Here is a 19,343-nt window from a genome sequence, read left to right as displayed (position 1 = left end):
GGGACATACCCTTGTTCATCATATCATTTTAGTAATGAGATAGGTTAGTGACTTATTTCTATCATCTTTTAGTAAAGTTTACTTTATCCCGCTATTTGTGGGCAGTAAGACTCCACCTCAGAATTCAGCAAAAGCAAAGAGGTTAGGTGGGGGTGAACAAAACCCCTACTGATCAAGTTTTACTTTATAAGAGATATGAATTTTTCCATTGATGTATTAGGCCCTACAAAGTGGCGTTTAATTAAGTACTGTTCGTTTGGCATCCCTTTTGTAATGTGATTACCGTGATCAGTAGTTACTGCGAACTCATAATGTTTTTTTGTTTCTTCAACAGCTGGGTCATTATAAGAACCTACTGGATAGGCGAGAGCGATGACCTTTTTACCAGTAAGGGCTTCGATTTTTTCTTTCGAACTACGTAATTCCTCATCATAATTGCTTGAATGAGCCATCATCGTATGATTAGCAGTATGTGATTGAATAGAAAAAATGCCTGAATCCATCATTTGTTTTATCTCATCTGTTGATAGACGATTGGGTTTGTCTATCTCATTTGCAGTAAGGAATTCAGTAGCCATAGGTTGAAATCTATCATCTTTTAATTTTTGTAAAATATGAAGAGCGTTCATATTATTTTTTCGACCATCATCCATCGTTACAAAAACAGGTTTATTTACACGATTTATATCATTCCAACGTTCAAATGTAAGCATCGTATAACCGTTATCTTTTAAATATTGCATATGTTTTTCGAATTGCTCAGGTGGTACGTATAAGCCGTAATCCCCATCACTTGGTCCAGGGTATTTTTCAATCGCATGGTACATTAATACGGGTACATGTTGCTGGAATGTAATTTTAGATGTTACTAGAGTTGTTTCAGTATGATCTTCTTTGATTCCTACTGTTTCAATTTGAAATTCGCCACGTTTTAAATGAAATGATTTTAAATGTAGTGGGAGGGCAAAGTCACGTTCTTTTTCTTGTGAAGTAAAAGTTTGTTTGCTTTCAGGACCATCAGCAGTACGCCAAATATTGTAACGCACTTGTGTGAATGAATCTCTTAAGTCCTTTGTATAAAGCGTGGTGTTTTGTGCGTTATATTCATACGGATCCCATGTAATAATTCCTTGTGTTAAAGGCAGTTCAACCGCTTTCGCTTTTTTTTGTTCAACTGTTTGTTTCGCCGTTGCTTCTTTTATTTGTTTATCACTAGTGCTACTAGTGTTACAACCTACGAGAATAGCAGAAGAAAGTAAAGCGATATATGTATATTTTTTCATTCTATCATCCTTCTATTGTGTTTTAATTATCATCACTTATGTCTTGAAATTATCATTCGTATAAGTGACAATAATTCAAATTTTCGATTTTAAAAATTTGAATTATACCCTTGTACATCATATCACTATAGAATATAGAGGGGAATACATTTTTGGAATAATTCGGAAAAAACCCTTATATTTTTCTGGTGAGGTTTACATAAAAATACATATAGAAGAAAGTAAAAAAACTCCACCTAAATTTCCTTTTGGAAAAGGAGAAGTAAGGTGGAGTTTTTTATTAAATAAACAATCCAGCGATTGTTGCAGATAAAATAGAAGCAAGTGTTGATGCAAATAACATTTTCCAACCAAATTTAGAAACGATGCTTCCTTGTTTTTCAGAAAGGGCACGGATTGTACCAACAATCGCACCAATTTGGCTAATACTTGCGAAACTAATTAAGAATACTGTAACGATTCCGACTGTACGTGGAGATAATGTTGATGCAACATCTTTTAAATCAAGGATTGCTACAAACTCGTTTAATACAATTTTCGTACCCATAATACCACCAGCTGGGATAATATCTTGAGTTGGAATACCCATTAAGAATGCGAATGGAGAAAGTATATAACCGAAAATTTGTTGTAAAGTAACAGCATATCCCATTGCACCTGAAGCGGCACTAATTACGTAGTTTACAACTTCCATCACACCGATGAAGGCAATCATTAATGCGGCAACGATACCAGCTACTTTTAAACCATCAAGCGCACCGTTAATCATTGCACCGATAAAGCTGTCACCGAATAAAGTTCTATCAAATTTTTGAATCACTTCATCTTCTTTCTTCGTATCAACTGGTGTTAATAGCGAACAAACGATTAAGCTTGAGAATAAGTTTAGCGGAAGAGCTGCTAGTACATATTTCGCATCTAACATCATTACGTATGATGCTGTAACAGAAGCAGAAACGGAACTCATTGCAGAACAACAAATGATAAACATACGGTTTTTGTTAAAATGCTGTAAATCGTTTTTAATAACGATTAACGCTTCACTTGAACCGAAGAATACAGAGTTTACTGCGTGGAATGACTCAACGCGTGGTAAACCAGTAATTTTTGAAATTGCACCGCCGACAACGCGAACGATGAATGGTAAAACACCTAAATAACTAAAGATAGAAAGTAGTGCTGAGAAAAATACGATAATTAATAGTACGTTTAAGAAAAAGACAAAATCTCTTTGAATTCCATTAAAGAGAAAATCGACACCTGTCGTACCAAGTTTAATTAGTTTGTTGAAAACTTTACCAATGAAAATAATGATTTGTTGACCAATCTTTGTGCCAAACATAAACCAACCGATTAAAATTTGAAAACCAATCATAATAGCAATTGCACGGAAGTTGATTTTACTTCTATTGTTTGACAAAGCAAAGCATAAACCTAAAACGACAAGAATACCGATAATGCTCATTACATATTGCATGTAGTTGCCCCTTTCAGAAGTTCGTATAAAGTTTGTACATAAAACGCTCGTTATATTACAAAAAATAAAACAAAGAGGTTTTATGTCATACGTAAGATGTCTGACCTTTTAGAAAAATAAAAATAAAAAAAGACCCATATGGATTCACTTTCATCTATGAGAGAAAGCTAATCAATATGAGTCTTTTTTTGCACATAGGCTAATATTCATTAGTTTTCCCCATAGTCCAGCAATTTAAGGTTGCCGGGTAGAAACTCTCGATCCATATTATCGAATATATATGAGGTAACATCGTCCGTATTAAATTAGTAGTAGCGTAACATTAACGGAGAACTATCGTCAATAGCTTTTTTTCTTCCGATAGAAATAGACCATATAAGTATGATAAAATGTAACGCAGTGTTATGAAAAAGAGAGGTCGGAAAATGAGTACAAAAATGACGCCACCAGTTGAGAAAAATGAGTTTATAGATGTAGTATTTGAAGATTTAACACATGATGGTGCCGGTGTTGCGAAAGTAAAGGGCTATCCTATTTTCGTTAAAAACGGATTACCAGGTGAAGAAGCACAAATTAAAATTATTAAAGTGAAGAAAAACTTCGCATTCGGTCGTTTAATGAAGCTTCATGCAGAGAGCCCATATCGTAAAGATGCAGAATGCCCAGTGTACAATCAGTGCGGCGGTTGTCAACTTCAGCACTTAACATATGAAGGACAATTACAAGCGAAAGAAAAACAAGTACGTGACGTTATGCAGCGTATTGGCGGATTAAGCGATGTTCCTGTGCACCCTGTACTTGGCATGAAGAACCCATGGGTATACCGTAACAAAGCACAAGTACCAATTGGAGAACGTGAAGGTGGACTTGTCGCTGGTTTCTATCGCCAAGGAACACATGACATCATTAATATGGAATCATGTTTAATTCAGGCAGAAGAAAACGATACATTAATCCAGGAAGTAAAACGTATTTGTGAAAAACACGGTATTTCGGCATACAACGAAGAGCGTAATAAAGGAACACTTCGCCATGTAATGGCTCGTTACGGACAAGTAACAGGGGAAATTATGCTTGTCTTCATTACTCGTACAGCAGAATTACCAAACAAGAAAGCAATCATTGAAGAAATTGCTGCAAAATTCCCAGAAGTAAAATCGATTGTTCAAAACGTAAACACGAAACGTACAAACGTAATCTTCGGAGACACAACGACAGTACTGTACGGATCAGAATACATTTATGACTTTATCGGTGACATTAAGTTTGCAATTTCAGCACGTTCATTCTATCAAGTAAATCCAGAACAAACGAAAGTGTTATACGATAAAACGTTAGAATATGCAAAATTAGATGGCAACGAAACAGTAATTGACGCCTATTGTGGAATTGGATCAATCTCCTTATTCCTAGCGCAAAAAGCGAAAAAAGTGTACGGTGTTGAAATCGTCCCAGAAGCAATCGAAGACGCAAACCGAAACGCAGCACTAAACAACATGACAAACGCTGAATTTGGCGTAGGAGAAGCAGAAGTAGTTATTCCAAAATGGTACAAAGAAGGCATAATCGCCGACACAATGGTCGTAGATCCACCGCGTAAAGGTTGTGATGATGCACTACTAAACACAATCATCGACATGAAACCAAAACGCGTCGTATACGTATCATGTAACCCAGCAACATTAGCACGTGACTTAAAAGTACTGGAAGAAGGCGGATATAAAACGCAGGAAGTACAACCTGTTGATATGTTCCCGCATACGACTCATGTGGAGTGTGTAGCTTGGCTGAAGTTGGTATAATAGGAAAGCAGTTGATATAGGAGAATCTATACCATCTGCTTTTTGGTTTATCCCGCTTTAATGGGCAGTAAGACCCCCACCTCAAAATTCAGCGAAAGCAAAGAAGTTAGGTGGGGGATCAACTGCCCATAAAAGTCCGATTGGTTCAACTAATAATCAGTGGGGAATGAAGAAAAACCCCACTGATTAAAGTTTCACTTTATTGAGAGTTTGAAATTGTATTCATAGTGAGAGGATTTGAATTTGAAATGATAGATAATTTTTGGCATGATTTACCACGACCATTTTTCGTACTTGCACCAATGGAAGATGTGACAGACGTTGTTTTCCGTCACGTAGTAAGTGAGGCAGGTCGCCCAGACGTATTCTTCACAGAGTTCACAAACTCGGATAGCTATTGTCATCCAGAAGGTATGAAAAGTGTACGTGGCCGTTTAATTTTTACAGAAGATGAACAACCAATCGTGGCGCATATTTGGGGAGATAATCCTGAATATTTCCGTCAAATGAGTATTGGTATGGCAGAGTTAGGATTTAAAGGTATTGATATTAACATGGGTTGCCCTGTACCGAACGTAGCATCAAGAGGAAAAGGTAGTGGTCTTATTCTACGTCCAGACGTTGCGGCAGAACTTATTCAAGCAGCAAAAGCAGGCGGACTACCTGTCAGCGTAAAAACACGACTGGGCTTTAAAGAGTTAAGCGAATGGGAAGATTGGTTAACGCATATTTTCAAACAAGATATCGCAAACCTTTCTATTCATTTACGTACAAGAGAAGAAATGAGCCAAGTCGATGCGCACTGGGAACTAATTCCGGAAATTAAAAAATTGCGTGATCGTATTGCACCAAATACGCTAATAACAATCAATGGAGACATTTCTGACCGTCAAACCGGACTGGAACTTGCTGAAAAATACGGCATTGATGGTGTTATGATTGGACGAGGTATCTTTAAAAATCCGTTTGCTTTCGAAAAAGAGCCAAGAGAGCATAGCAGTAAAGAACATTTAGATCTTTTAAGACTACAACTCGATCTTCAAGATCAATATGCAGAAGTATTACCACGCTCCATCACAGGACTACATCGCTTCTTCAAAATTTATGTAAAAGGCTTCCCTGGAGCTGCTGAACTAAGAAATCAATTGATGAGCACAAAATCAACTGATGAAGTACGCGCATTACTTGATAAGTTTGAGGCGAGTGTGAATGTGGTAGAAGGTAGTGAAACAGTGTAACTTTTGAAAGTTACACTGTTTCATTTTAATTAAGGTGAACCGTATCATAAGTAAGTGAGGTATTCTATGTAAAAAGGGGTAAGAAAAGAATACAGGAGAAAAGTGAAAATGGTAGGTTGGTCTTGATTTTCAATGATAGTATCATGTTTATTTTATTATGCCTATAATTGGAGGCCATGTGAATGTTAAGTGATCAGGCGAGATATTCTAGGCTCGCGAATATAACAAAAATAATAAATACAAAATTAGAACTACGTGAAGTATTGCAGCGTGTAACAATGGCGATATCAGAGGAGATTGTTAAGTGCAACGCTGTTGGAATCTATTTACCCCAGGAAGATGGAACATTTAGAGGGTTTGCAGGAAAACCAGAGACAATAAATGGCGTAACGCTCGATACTCAGGTAATTGATCCTGAAATAGACTTACTGGCAAAAGAAGTTATTGAAACCCAAAAAACCATTTATATTCCTGATACATCAAAGGATCATCGGCCGGATCCGAGACCAGTTGCTGCGTTCAAAATTAAGTCCTTATTAGCTCTACCTATCTCATTTGGGCAAGAGTTATTTGGTCTGGTTTTTTTATTTGATTATGGAATTCCAATGAACTTAACAAATTCAGAAATTCAAAGTGTTGAAGCTTATGTAAATATGGCTGCGGTTGCAATTCAAAACGCAAATAATTTAACGCAAAAGGAAAACCTTATTGCCGAGAAGCAGCTGTTACTAAATGTTACCCGTGATTTATCAATGTGTTCCTCGATACAGGAGAGTTTTGATAAATGTTTTTTTTACTTAGGACAGATTTTAGAGAGTAACAGCATGGCAGCCCACCTTTTAGACCCCCTAGACAAAACAACGATTAAAACAACGAAGTTAAGCAAGGACTGTGATTGGACAGAAGTGGATTGGATGGAGAAAAGCTATGAAGCTAAGATCCAAGAGGTTATTCAAACAAAAAATATAGATAGTAAGGGTCTACTGATGATTCCATTGGTTTCAATGGGAGAAGTATTAGGGGTAATCGTCGTTGACAAAGAGGGAAAAGCTCATAATTATGATAATTCCCAGATGCAACTGGCAAAATCTATCGTTGATGCCACAGCGCCTACGTTTTCAAACTTGTTATATATGGATCGACTTGAAAGCATGGTGGAAGAGCGAACGAAAGAACTAGCTGTTGCTAATGAAAAAATTACAAGTGTGATTGAAAGTATTACAGATGGATTTTTTACTTTGAATAATACATGGGAATTTACGTATGTAAATAAGCATCAATATTTTCCACAAAGAAAAACAGCAAAAGATGTATTAGGCAAGAATATATGGGAGATTTTCCCGAATAGCATTGACGAAGTCATGTATAAGGAACTTCATCGTGTAATGTCAGAGCGAACTACAGTGTATTTTGAATTTTTTTCTGCCCCTGATGAATATTGGTACGAAGTTATTGCATACCCGTATGATGATGGTATTTCTTGTATTTTTAAAAACATAACGGAAAAAAAGCAATATGAGCAGGAATTGAAAAGGTTATCGAACATAGATTTAATAGGGAAAATGGCAGCAGGTATCAGCCATGAGATTAGAAATCCAATGACAACAGTACGAGGATTTTTGCAGTTATTAAAAGAAGAGCCCACCTATGAGAAACATAATAAGCACTTTAATTTAATGATTGAAGAACTTGACCGTGCCAATTCTATTATTACTGAATTTCTCTCAATGGGTAATACAAGGAAATCGGATTTGCAGATGTTAGATTTAAATTCAATTATCCGCGATATTATTCCTTTAATAAAGATTGATACGCATAATCAAAATAAATATATTCAAGTCGATACAAATGACATTCCGGAATTACTTTTAAATCGTAATGAGGTACGGCAATTATTAATAAACTTATACCGTAATGGGTTAGAAGCGATGGACAAAGAGAAAGTTCTAACCATTAGCACCTATAAAGAAGGTCGAGATTGTGTCGTGCTTGCAGTGCGGGACCAAGGAACAGGTATCAGGCCTGAAGTATTAGAGAAACTAGGTACTCCATTTTACACGACCAAAAATAATGGAACTGGATTGGGGTTAGGTGTATGTTATGCCATTGCTGCCCGTCATAATGCAAAAATAGAAATTCAAACAGGATCGGAGGGCACTACATTTTTTGTTAAATTTAATTATAAAAATAATGAACAATAACCTCATTTAGATTAGTTACGGTGAACCGTACCACAAATAAAAAGTAAAACCTAAGTAAACATAATCAATCTATTTCACCTGAATTTTGCGTAACATTCACGTTTGAGTTGCCTACTAAATTAGAGTTGCATAAAAAGAAATGGACTAACCTATATTAGGTTAGTCCATTTTTAAGTGTGTTAATTAATAGTAAATCCCCATCCTTTTTTGCTTTATTAATATCATCCTTAAATGAAGGAGCTATCCCACTACCAACTAAAATACTTTTTACAGTATTTGAAGGCGTTTCTATTGATAGGATCTTTCTTAATTTCTAATACAATAAATTCGTTATTAGAAGTATCTTAATAATAAATAAAATCATCCCCACAACCATTAATCCACCTAAGGCTACAAAACCTCCCCCTAAAATGTTAAAGTAGTAACTTAACGACATTAATTTACACATGCTAAAAGCATTACTATAATCAACATTTCAGGAGGCAAAACAATGGCAATGAGCAACAACGATATATTAAAAAGAGTAAGGTACGCTTTAGATATAAGAGATATAGATATGGTAGAAATCTTTAAACTTGGTGGTATGGAAGTAACGAAAGAAGATGTAGTTGATATGCTTACAAAAATAAAGAGAGCACCTCAGTATGAAGCTGAAAATGATGATGTGGTCGAAGATGAGTACGTAAAAACATGCGATATGATGATGTTAGAGGCATTTTTCAATGGATTTATTACTTTAAAAAGAGGGAAGCAAGATCCGAAACCAGGACAACCGGCACCTGTACAAAGCAAAGAGAGTGCGAATAACCTTCTTCTAAAGAAAATGAAAATTGCACTATCTTTAACGAGTGAGGATGTACTTGATATATTAGATAGCGTAGGCGTTACGGTAACAAAGGGAGAACTAGGAGCCCTATTAAGAAAAAAAGGCCATAAAAATTACAAAGAGTGCGGCGATAGATACGCAAGGAATTTCATTAAGGGATTAGGTGTAAAGTATAGAGGGTAATGAGTCGGTTAACGCGGTAAATGATATAATAGGTAGAGTAGGGCGTTCGTATCCTACTCTTTTTTATTTGTAAAAATAATACGCTAGGTGATGAAATGGTACATACATATTTAGGTGAGACAATTAATTTTCATATAAATTATAAAAAGAAAAAGTCCGTGCGTCTTTTTGTAGATTCGTATGGAAATGTGGAAGTGCAGGCTCCGAAAGGGACACCTGTTGAATACTTAGTCCAGCTGCTGGAGGAGAAGTGGGATTGGATTCAGAAAACACGTAAGGAAATGCAGGAGCGAGCGCTTGGACCACAGGAAAAGGATTATGATCAAGGAGAGGGTTTTCTGTATTTAGGGAATACGTATCCGATACAGATCTCCCAAGATGCAAGTATTACGCAAGACAATGCAGTGTTTGAAGAAGATAAGCTACATATTTATGTGAAAGAGCTTAAGGATGAGAAAATCCAACAAGCGTTAAAACGATTTTACTATAAGCAGTGTAAGTCATTAGTAGAGAAGAGTATTAAAGCACATCAAAGTAACTTCAAAACAAAACCGCGTTCTATACGTATTACAGATAGTAGCCGCACATGGGGCACTTGTGATTCAAATTTACAGCTAACATTCAATTGGAAGCTAGCGATGGCACCACAGCGAGTACTTGATTATGTAGTTGTTCATGAAATGTGCCATATGGTTCATTTAAATCATGATCGCTCTTTTTGGCGTCTTGTCGGGAAGATAATGCCTGATTATAAGGAGATGGAAAACTGGTTAGCGTTATCTAGTTGGAAGATGACGGTTTAGTGGGGAAATTTATATAGGTTGCGATTATTGTCAATACTTGTCGGTAAGTCGATATAATTCAAAAATCGCTGATATATTTGAAATTGCACCGATATATATCGAAAATCGCTGATATATTTGGAGTCGCAATCGATATGTTCAATGAAGAGAAAGTAAAAGGAGATGTCACAGCAGACATCTCCTTTTTTTCAGGTATATAAATCATCGTCCAAACTTCACAACAAAATCTCCGTCTACTTTCTCCATTCCATACCCACGATAACCGTTCGAAAGTAAAGCTTGCTGTCCAACAGCATCACTCATCGGAACACTCTTAACATCCGTCCAATTTCTTTTCTTGCTTCCACGCAATTCCTTCACAAACACATACCGCATACTACCACTATACTTCTCCTTCAATGCAGCAATCTCCATTCCTTGCGAAAACTTATCTTTTAAACTTGGAATGTTAAAAGGAGCAACGGTGCAGCAAACGTAATCGTATTCGCTATCTTCGTTTTGTAATTCGTCCATGATGACTGTTGCTAATATTTTTTGGATCCCATTTCCTCGGCTGTTCGGGTGAACATTTGAAATTTCTTGATAGATGACGCGATGTAGTTCGCTTTCTGCTATGCCAATATCAAGTCCTAAATGTTCGTCGTCGATAGGAGGAACGAGTAGGGCACGAAATGCGATGAGTTCGTTTTCGATAAAAGCACCGATCATCATGCCGTTTCCTTCTAGAATGTATTGAAATTCTTCTAGCGAGAGTGGCTGTAAGCGACTTTTATCCTCTAGCGCCTCAACTACAACGTTTTGTAGTGATAAGGTTTGTTCAATGTTCTCTAGTGTTAGTAATGTAACGTGAAATGGTTCGTTATTTTGTTTTAATGATCCTTTGTATAGAACTGTCATGCGTTAGTCCTCCTTTAGCGTACAACGTCTTGAAAGACGGTTAGTTCTTGTAATGTATTTTGGTTTATTTCAATGCCAAGTCCTGGCTTTTCGTTTAAGCGAATAAATGGTACGTCGTAATGTAAGTTTCCGATGTCTTTCGTGAACTTTAATGGACCTGTTAGCTCGACGCTCGTAATAATTTTTTTCGAGAAAGCGACATGGAATCCTGCGGAAGAGGCAACGGATGATTCGACCATGGATCCAACTTGGCATTCAATGCCTGCCATTTCTGCTTGATGAGCGAGTTTTACAGCGGGATATATGCCGCCGCATTTCATTAGTTTTATATTTACTTTATCAGCCGCGTCTAATTTAATGATTTGGCGCATTTCACGAGAACCTTTTAATCCTTCATCAATCATAAGCGGAAGGTCTGTTTTAGAACGAATGTGAGCCATTGCGTCAATATCGTCTGCGAAAACAGGCTGTTCAATCCAGTCGATGCTTAAATGACCTAATGAACGAAGTGCCGCTAATGTGTTGGCGCTATTTTTCCATCCTTGGTTTACATCAACGCGAATCGCAATATCATTTCCTACACGTTCACGTACAGCTTCAATTCTTTTTACATCCTCTTTTACATTCGTACCGACTTTCATTTTGAAAGATTGGTAACCTTTTTGAATCATGGAAGCAGCTTCTTCAGCCATGTCTTCAGGTTCGGCGATACTTAAGACGTGAGTGACAGGGAAGTCTTCATGGTAGCGTCCGCCAATTAATTGATATACAGGTTGATTTAGTTTTTTGCCCATTATATCAAAACAAGCAATATCTATTGCGGCTTTTGCAGTAGGAACACCGTAAATGGTATTGTTCATCATATCGTGTATTTTCTCGATATTCATTGGATTTTGCCCGATGAGCGCAGGAGCAAGTGTATGTTTTAAAGTATGGAAAGTACTTTCCCATGATTCGCCTGTAACGTGATCATCAGCAACGCCCTCACCGTAACCGATAATGCCTTCATCTGTTTCCATTTTGAGGATAATAGAAGGCATGTCAGAATAAGAACCATAACTAATAACAAACGGATCGCGAAGTGGTAAACGAATTGCGTAAAGATGAATAGCTGTAATTTTCATTAGGTAGAGACCCCTTCCTGTTTACAATAGTTTTGTACATTTGATATAGTTGACGTTAAATAGTCGTTAATTAATGATAAGGAGTTAAAGAAATGATGATAAAAATTGCAGTTGTCGGTTCAAAAGAGTTTATGGAGAATCTTTTACCTATTGCTCATAAACTAGAAGAAATAGAGATTGATCCATATATTTACCTTCATCCGGCGGAATCTTCTGAACTTTTAAAGCGTTTAAAGCCTTGTGATTTCATCTTTTTCTCAGGTGATTTACCTTATTATATGGCAAAAGAAATAAGAGAACAATTACGAATTCCAAGTACGTACTTACAGCAAGACGAGACAACTGTCGCATCTTCCATTCTTTCTGTCATGTATCACCAACGTATTCAACCACATAAAATTTCAATTGATTTAGTAGACCGCTCATTCATTACAAATGTGTTCCATGATATCGGTATAAAAGAAAATCCACAAGTGTTAGATTATGAAAATATGCTGTGGAGTAAAGATGAAATAAATAGAGTTATTGATTTTCATGTAGCTAAATATCAATCTGGAGATGCTCATTTAGCTTTAACTAGTATTCACGCTGTCTATGATGAACTTCAAAAAATAGGTATTCCTTCAGAGCGTATGATAGATCCGAAGCAATCCATTATACATGGGTTAAAAGATGCGAAAATAAAAGCTGAGTTAGCAAAAAGCCATTCAGCTACTGTTGGTGCTTGTATGATTTCTTCTTTAGAATTACGAGAAGGTTTGCTTGAGCAATTAGATGCTATTTCAAAAGAACTACGGGGTTCATTTAAAAAAGTTGATGAAATGACGTTCATTTTGTATACGACTCGTGGTGATATTGAATCGATTATAAAAACAAATATGATAAATAATTTATTTGCGAGTATAGAAGGAACAATAGCTATTGGATTTGGTTACGGAAAAACTGTAAAAGAAGCGGAGCAAAATGCTAAAATTGCTCAAAGTTTCGCGAAGAATAATCCAATAGACCACTGTTTTTATATACTAACAAGTGATAAAGAACTATTTGGTCCGTTCCCGAAAGAACAGAGAGTACAAAGTTTGAAGAATGACAACCCAGAACTCATGAAAATAGCGAAGGAAACGAAACTTAGTCCAGCCAACTTGTCAAAAATTATTCAATTTAGTCAATCACATCCATCATTGAAGTTTACAGCAGCGGATCTTTCTGAATACTTACAAGTGACTCGCCGATCAACAGAAAGGTTATTAAAGAAACTAGTTGATTATGGGTATGCTCATATTTGCGGCGAGGAAATGCCCTATCAACAAGGGCGCCCTCGCGCAATATATGAAATGAATTTACCGGTATCTCTAAGCTTCTAGTTGAGCCTTTTGTTTTTTTAGTAGTTCCGCTTTTTCAATGTCTGATAGTTTCGTAATTGTGAGACCAGTTATGCCGTAAATGATTGAAATAATAGGTACGATGAAATTCAATATAGCATAAGGAGCATATTCGAATGCGCCAACTCCAAGTGTTGCGAGTATAAATACACCACATGTATTCCAAGGTACGAAAACAGAAGTTAATGTTCCGCCATCTTCTAATGCTCTGGATAAATTTTTAGAATGTAGTCCTTTTTCTGTGTATGCATTTGCGTACATTCTTGAAGGAACAACAATCGAAATATATTGTTCAGAGCAAGTAAGGTTGGTTGCAAAGCAAGATGCGATAGTAGAAGCGATAAGTCCTTTTGCTGATGTCGCTAATTTTAAAATTTGATTTACAATTGCGCGAAGAATACCAGTATGTTCTAATACTCCTCCAAAGGTCATAGCGACAATTGTCATCGAAACTGTATTCATCATCGAATTTAAGCCACCGCGGTTAAAGAGTTCGTCTACTAGCTTGTTGCCAGTGTCTATGACAAATCCATTTTGGAGTGCACCGACAGACGCGGAGACAGAACCACCTTGAATAAAGACTTGTGATAAAAATCCTAAAATTATACCTACGAGAATAGCTGGTATAGCAGGAACTTTTTTAGCGACCAATACCATAACGACTACAGGTATGATTAGTAGGAAAGGGGAGATAACAAAGTTTTGTTGCAATACTTGTAACGTTTGATCGATACCTTTTGCATCAATATTGTTAGCGCCAAAATTTCTTCCTAAGAATGCATAAACGATAAGAGTAATAATTAAACCTGGAATTGTAGTAAATAACATATGACGAATATGTGTGAATAAATCTGTATTTGTTAATCCTGCGGCTAAGTTTGTTGTGTCTGAAAGCGGTGACATTTTATCGCCGAAGTAAGAACCGGAAATGATAGCACCGGCAACCATTGGAGCTGGGATTCCCATACTTAGGCCAATTCCCATTCCTGCAACACCAATTGTTCCCATTGTAGACCAAGAGCTACCGATAGCTAATGCAACAATAGAACAAATAATTGTAATTGAAACTAAAAATAGTGATGGAGTTAAAAGATTTAAACCGTAATAAATCATTGTTGCGACGATTCCGCCGCCAATCCAAGCACCAATCGTTAAACCTACTAGAATAATGATAACGATAGCGGGTAATGCGAGGCGAATTCCTTTATACATTGCTTCTTCAATATCGTGCCATTTGTAACCGTAACGCCAAGCGACGATAGAAGCAACGGTTGTACCGATAATAAGTGGGACGTGAGGGCTTTGTTTTAATACAACAATTGTAACCATCATAACTGCAACTGTAATGATAATAGGGATTATTGCTACGCCAAAAGGTATTTCTTTTTTCATAAATTGCCTCCTCATTATGTATGTTTGTATTTTTAGAATTGTCGCAAAATAGACGTTATTAAATTATAATAACTAAAAATTGATATGAGCGTCAATAAAAAAACAGAAAATAAGGAATGTTCTATCGTTATAAAGTGAGTGGAAATAAGTTGTCGATCGTATTTAAAAATAAATAATTGACTTTTTTCTTAAAATTCAATATGTTCATAAAAACATCTGTTTTTCATAAGTATAATTAACCTGAATGGTTTTGGAATTTGGGAAGGAGAATGTAGCTTTGAAAACATTAGAACTACAAGAGCGGTTAACTGAAATTTTTCAGCATTTACATGAAAACCCTGAAGTGAGTTGGAAAGAGTATGAAACGACAGCGTATATTACTAACTTTTTAAAAGAAGAAGGAATTTCATATAAAATATTTGATGATTGCCCAGGCGTGATTGCTGAAATTGGAAGCGGAAATCCAGTTATTGCAATTCGTGCCGATATGGATGCACTTTGGCAAGAAGTGGACGGAGAGTTTAAAGCGAATCATTCATGTGGTCACGATGCTCATATGACAATTGTGATGGGGCTTATTTTACAATTGAAAAATATGAGATGGGATAGTGGAACGGTTAGATTTATTTTTCAGCCGGCAGAGGAAAAAGGAAATGGTTCTTTAAAGATGGTAGAGAAGGGTGCCGTGGATGATGCTGACTTCTTATTTGGTGTTCATCTAAGACCGATTGAAGAACTACCTTTGAAACAAGCTGCCCCATCTATTCGTCACGGAGCAGCAGGATTTTTAGAAGGAACGATTCATGGAGATGATGCACATGGGGCACGCCCACATCAAGGGATAAATGCAATTGATGTCATTTCTATGATCAATATCGGTTTGAAAAATATATGGCTACCACCGCAAAGCTCATATTCAGTGAAGATGACAAGGTGCCAGGCTGGCGGGGATAATTTGAATATTATTCCGGGTAACGGCCATTTTAGCTTAGATGTTAGGGCAGAGAGTAATACATTATTAGAAGAATTGAAGAAAAAAATAGAACATGTAATAGAATCGGCCGCATCTATGGGATCGAAAACTTCATACAAATGGATCGACCTTGCACCAGGAGCTGAAGTGTCAGAAGAAGCTGAGCGCTTTATGCGAAAAGGCATTCTTGAAGTGTACGGGGAAGAGGGATGCACTGGACCACTGTATACGACAGGAAGCGATGATTTCCATTACTACACAGTGAAGAGACCACATTTAAAAGCTGTCATGCTTGGACTAGGTGCCAACCTACAACCTGGATTACACCATCCGTATATGAAGTTCGATCATAGTTGTATTATGGATGGAGTAGAAATATTGAAACAAACTGTATTGAAAGTATTAGAGGACAGGGGCTAGATAGCTCCTGTTTTTTTGTAGGAATGTGTCGTTAAGTCGATATATTGAAAAAATCGTTGATATATTCTAAGTTACGATAGATATATTCAGAAAATCATTCATATAATTTCACGTATCAGTTAACTTGATGCAAAATGAGTCTTCAGTACATGGTGTATAATAATAAGTACCATTTTCTAATAGGAGAAGACGAATGAACGAACAATATTACGATGCAGTATTACATATAAAAACTGTCGGTGAGCAAAAGGGTTTTAACAAGTCTATGCATTATCACCGTTATGAACCGACGCCATATAGCGGATTAGATGAGTTATTGAATCAATATGAAATAAGAAGTAGCGACCGGGTTGTAGATTTTGGATGCGGAAAAGGACGATTAAATTTTTACATGCACCATAAGTGTGGTGCTTCAGCAGTTGGAATTGAAATGAATGAAGAGTTTTATAAAGAAGCAATGGATAATCTTGAGCGCTATGCACGAAAGGTAAGAAACAGTAAAGATAAAATTGGGTTTGAATGCTGTTTAGCGCAAGAATATGAGATTGATCCACGTGATAATCGGTTTTATTTTTTTAATCCATTTTCTGTACAAGTGTTTATGAACGTAGTAAATAACATTTTGCTTTCGGTAGAGGAAACAGAGAGAGAAGTAGATATTATTTTATACTATCCTTCTGAAGATTATATTTTCTTCTTAGAGAACCAGACTACGTTTGAGCTGAAGAGAGAAGTAAGGTTGCCAGGTGCTTATGAGAAGAATGGGAATGAGAGGTTTTTAGTTTATACATTAAGATTATAAAAAAAGCAGGTGCCAAGGCACCTGCTTTTTTTTACTCACGTCTATATAATTAGTTACGGATTAAGTAATCAAATGCACCTAAAGCTGCGTTTGCACCTGAACCCATAGAGATGATGATTTGTTTGTACGGATTATTTGTACAGTCACCTGCAGCAAACACTCCTGGTACGTTTGTAGCGCCGTGCTTGTCTGTTACGATTTCACCGCGAGCGCGTTCAACTGTTTCGCCTAACCAGTCTGTGTTTGGCACAAGACCGATTTGTACGAATACACCTTGTAATTCAACGTGATGAACTTCTTCAGTTTCACGATCGATGTAAGAAATACCGTTTACTTTATCAGTACCAGTGATTTCTTTCGTTTGAACGTTTTTCAGAACAGTTACGTTTGGTAAGCTGTTAAGACGCTCTTGTAATACAGCATCAGCTTTTAATTCTGGCATGAATTCAAGAACAGTTACGTGCTTAACGATACCTGCTAAGTCGATAGCTGCTTCAATACCAGAGTTACCTCCGCCGATAACTGCTACGTCTTTTCCGATGAATAATGGACCGTCACAGTGTGGGCAGTATGCTACACCTTTATTTTTGAACTCAGCTTCACCTGGTACGCCAACGTTACGCCAGCGAGCACCTGTTGAAACGATTACGCTTTTACTTTTCAGAATAGCGCCGTTTTCAAGTTCCACTTCAATAAGTTCTTTTTTCTCTAAACGTTTTGCACGTTGTAGATTCATTACATCGATGTCGTATTCTTTTACGTGCTCTTCAAGGCTTGCTACTAGCTTAGGACCTTCAGTGCGTTTTACGCTGATGAAGTTCTCAATGCCCATAGTATCCATTACTTGACCACCGAAGCGCTCAGCAACGATACCAGTGCGGATGCCTTTACGTGCTGCATAAATTGCTGCACTTGCACCAGCAGGGCCGCCACCAACAACAAGAACATCGTATGGATCTTTATCAGAAAGCTCTGATGCATCTGGACCGTTACCCATTTTAGCTAAAATTTCTTCAAGTGTCATACGACCGCTTCCGAAAGATTCGCCGTTTAGGAAAACTGTTGGTACTGCCATGATGTCTTTGCTTTCTACTTCCTCTTTGAATGCAGCGCCATCAATCATAGTATGTGTAATACCAGAGTTTAGAACGCTCATTACGTTAAGAGCTTGTACAACATCAGGACAGTTATGACAACTTAGGCTGATATAAGATTCAAAATGATATTCGCCTTGAATGTTTTTAATTTGATCGATTAATTTTTGTTCAACTTTTGGAGCGCGTCCACTTACTTGTAGTAAAGCTAACACTAATGAAGTAAATTCGTGTCCTAATGGAATACCAGCGAATACGACACCAGTGTCTTCACCAGGGCGATTTACGCTAAAGCTTGGTGTTCTCTCTAATTCAACTTTTTCTACTGTAATCTTAGATGACATAGTAGCTAATTCGTCTACTAGAGCTAACATATCTTTAGATACGTCGTCGTCTCCAGCGCTTACTTTAAGTAAAATATCGTTCTCCATTAACTGAAGGTATTGGGATAGTTGTGTTTTTATATCTGCATCTAGTATCATTTTGATCGAACTCCTTAGATTTTGCCTACAAGGTCAAGGCTTGGTTTAAGTGTTGCAGAACCCTCTTGCCATTTAGCTGGGCAAACTTCACCTGGGTTGTTACGTACGTATTGAGCTGCTTTAATTTTGTTAACAAGAATGCTTGCGTCACGGCCGATACCGTCAGCATTGATTTCCATAGATTGGATAACGCCGTCTGGATCGATGATGAATGTACCACGAGCAGCAAGACCTTCTTCTTCCATTAAAACGTTGAAGTTTGTAGTGATTGTGCGAGTTGGGTCACCAATCATAATGTATTCGATTTTGCCGATAGTTTCTGAGCTATCATGCCATGCTTTGTGAGTGAAGTGAGTGTCTGTAGATACAGAGTATACTTCAACGCCTAAGTCTTTAAGAGTTGCATATTGGTTTTGTAAGTCTTCAAGTTCAGTTGGGCAAACGAATGTGAAGTCAGCTGGGTAGAAACAAACTACACTCCATTTTCCTTTTAAACTTTCGTCAGTAACTTGGATAAATTCTCCATTATGGTAAGCATTAGCTTTAAACGGTTTTACTTCTGTGCCGATTAATAACATATTAAAATTCCTCCTAAATGTTGGTTTTGAGCATCAAAAAATAGTGTGCTCATAAAATATATTTTTTAATTAACTATAATAATTCTAATTCGATATTAATTATCATATAGAAGTGGTTATTTTGTCAAGAGAATAAACCAACTTTATATCAATTTAATTAATATTTATTCTCAATTAAGGTTGTTAGAGAATTAAAAGGTAGTTTTCATGTAATCGATTTTCAACGAGTATGTAAAAGAGTAGTGCGTATGTTAGAGACATGGTGTAAGTATAAATTGTTAGGAAGGGAATATTTCTTAGAAGTTGTGGATTTGAAAAGGGATTGCTTATTTCTATTTTACAAAGAATTGTGCGATAAATAAAATAAAATGAATTAGAATCTTTTT

At 36.7% G+C, this 19,343-nt stretch carries 15 protein-coding genes and 1 riboswitch; of the genes, 8 read left to right on the top strand and 7 right to left on the bottom strand.

Features of this window, described 5'->3' with window-relative positions; genetic code table 11:
- Positions 1-179: 179 nt before the first annotated feature.
- Positions 180-1,283 carry a polysaccharide deacetylase family protein gene (locus tag JDS99_RS13455; RefSeq protein ID WP_097889277.1) on the bottom strand — a complete coding sequence of 368 codons (1,104 nt, stop codon included), beginning with the start codon at positions 1,281-1,283 and terminating at the stop codon, positions 180-182.
- 280 nt (positions 1,284-1,563) lie between these two features.
- Positions 1,564-2,760, bottom strand: a complete 1,197-nt coding sequence (locus JDS99_RS13450) for a NupC/NupG family nucleoside CNT transporter (RefSeq protein ID WP_001200509.1) — start codon at positions 2,758-2,760, stop codon at positions 1,564-1,566.
- A 202-nt stretch (positions 2,761-2,962) separates the two neighbouring features.
- Positions 2,963-3,064: riboswitch (purine riboswitch) on the bottom strand.
- Between the two features lie 121 nt (positions 3,065-3,185).
- Between JDS99_RS13450 and rlmD the strand changes: the two genes are divergently transcribed.
- From rlmD to JDS99_RS13425, 5 genes are all read left to right on the top strand, one after another.
- Entirely contained in the window at positions 3,186-4,562 is a 1,377-nt protein-coding gene (gene rlmD / locus JDS99_RS13445; protein ID WP_097889278.1) for a 23S rRNA (uracil(1939)-C(5))-methyltransferase RlmD, read from the top strand.
- A 248-nt stretch (positions 4,563-4,810) separates the two neighbouring features.
- Positions 4,811-5,800, top strand: a complete 990-nt coding sequence (locus JDS99_RS13440) for a tRNA dihydrouridine synthase (protein WP_199695213.1) — start codon at positions 4,811-4,813, stop codon at positions 5,798-5,800.
- 182 nt (positions 5,801-5,982) lie between these two features.
- Positions 5,983-8,001, top strand: a complete 2,019-nt coding sequence (locus JDS99_RS13435; protein WP_097889280.1) for a GAF domain-containing sensor histidine kinase — start codon at positions 5,983-5,985, stop codon at positions 7,999-8,001.
- A gap of 490 nt (positions 8,002-8,491) precedes the next feature.
- Positions 8,492-9,010 carry a YehS family protein gene (locus tag JDS99_RS13430; RefSeq protein WP_097889281.1) on the top strand — a complete coding sequence of 173 codons (519 nt, stop codon included), beginning with the start codon at positions 8,492-8,494 and terminating at the stop codon, positions 9,008-9,010.
- A 95-nt stretch (positions 9,011-9,105) separates the two neighbouring features.
- Positions 9,106-9,813, top strand: coding sequence for a M48 family metallopeptidase (locus tag JDS99_RS13425; protein ID WP_097889282.1), 708 nt, complete (start codon positions 9,106-9,108; stop codon positions 9,811-9,813).
- Between the two features lie 201 nt (positions 9,814-10,014).
- On the opposite strand, the gene JDS99_RS13420 is transcribed toward JDS99_RS13425, so the two are convergent.
- Together JDS99_RS13420 and JDS99_RS13415 are read right to left on the bottom strand one after the other, a co-directional pair.
- Positions 10,015-10,710 carry a GNAT family N-acetyltransferase gene (locus JDS99_RS13420; protein WP_098133549.1) on the bottom strand — a complete coding sequence of 232 codons (696 nt, stop codon included), beginning with the start codon at positions 10,708-10,710 and terminating at the stop codon, positions 10,015-10,017.
- 14 nt (positions 10,711-10,724) lie between these two features.
- A complete protein-coding gene (locus tag JDS99_RS13415) occupies positions 10,725-11,834 on the bottom strand; it encodes a mandelate racemase/muconate lactonizing enzyme family protein (protein ID WP_199695212.1) in 1,110 nt (369 codons plus the stop codon).
- Between the two features lie 92 nt (positions 11,835-11,926).
- On the opposite strand from JDS99_RS13415, the gene JDS99_RS13410 reads away from it, so the two are divergent.
- The gene (locus JDS99_RS13410; RefSeq protein WP_199695211.1) at positions 11,927-13,198 is read left to right on the top strand and encodes a transcriptional regulator; all 1,272 of its coding nucleotides are present in this window, start codon (positions 11,927-11,929) and stop codon (positions 13,196-13,198) included.
- Here the strand turns inward: JDS99_RS13410 and nhaC are convergent.
- Positions 13,187-14,608 carry a Na+/H+ antiporter NhaC gene (nhaC, locus tag JDS99_RS13405; RefSeq protein WP_088061563.1) on the bottom strand — a complete coding sequence of 474 codons (1,422 nt, stop codon included), beginning with the start codon at positions 14,606-14,608 and terminating at the stop codon, positions 13,187-13,189. The two genes, JDS99_RS13410 and nhaC, sit on opposite strands and share 12 nt — an antisense overlap.
- 277 nt (positions 14,609-14,885) lie before the next feature.
- Between nhaC and JDS99_RS13400 the strand changes: the two genes are divergently transcribed.
- Positions 14,886-16,001: a M20 peptidase aminoacylase family protein gene (locus JDS99_RS13400; RefSeq protein ID WP_088061565.1), complete on the top strand. Its 1,116-nt coding sequence runs from the start codon at positions 14,886-14,888 to the stop codon at positions 15,999-16,001.
- 193 nt (positions 16,002-16,194) lie between these two features.
- Positions 16,195-16,803 carry an SAM-dependent methyltransferase gene (locus JDS99_RS13395; protein ID WP_098133551.1) on the top strand — a complete coding sequence of 203 codons (609 nt, stop codon included), beginning with the start codon at positions 16,195-16,197 and terminating at the stop codon, positions 16,801-16,803.
- Positions 16,804-16,852: 49 nt separating this feature from the next.
- Here the strand turns inward: JDS99_RS13395 and ahpF are convergent, their stop codons facing one another.
- On the bottom strand, positions 16,853-18,379 hold the full coding sequence (ahpF, locus tag JDS99_RS13390; RefSeq protein WP_000599491.1) for an alkyl hydroperoxide reductase subunit F: 1,527 nt from the start codon (positions 18,377-18,379) through the stop codon (positions 16,853-16,855).
- Positions 18,380-18,393: 14 nt separating this feature from the next.
- Positions 18,394-18,957, bottom strand: a complete 564-nt coding sequence (ahpC, locus tag JDS99_RS13385) for an alkyl hydroperoxide reductase subunit C (protein WP_000924420.1) — start codon at positions 18,955-18,957, stop codon at positions 18,394-18,396.
- Positions 18,958-19,343 lie beyond the last annotated feature (386 nt).

It is taken from the genome of Bacillus cereus group sp. N6, from assembly GCF_016483705.1.
Lineage (GTDB): Bacteria > Bacillota > Bacilli > Bacillales > Bacillaceae_G > Bacillus_A > Bacillus_A wiedmannii.
Note: the sequence above shows the minus strand (reverse complement) of the source record. Positions and strands in the feature narration are given on the sequence as shown.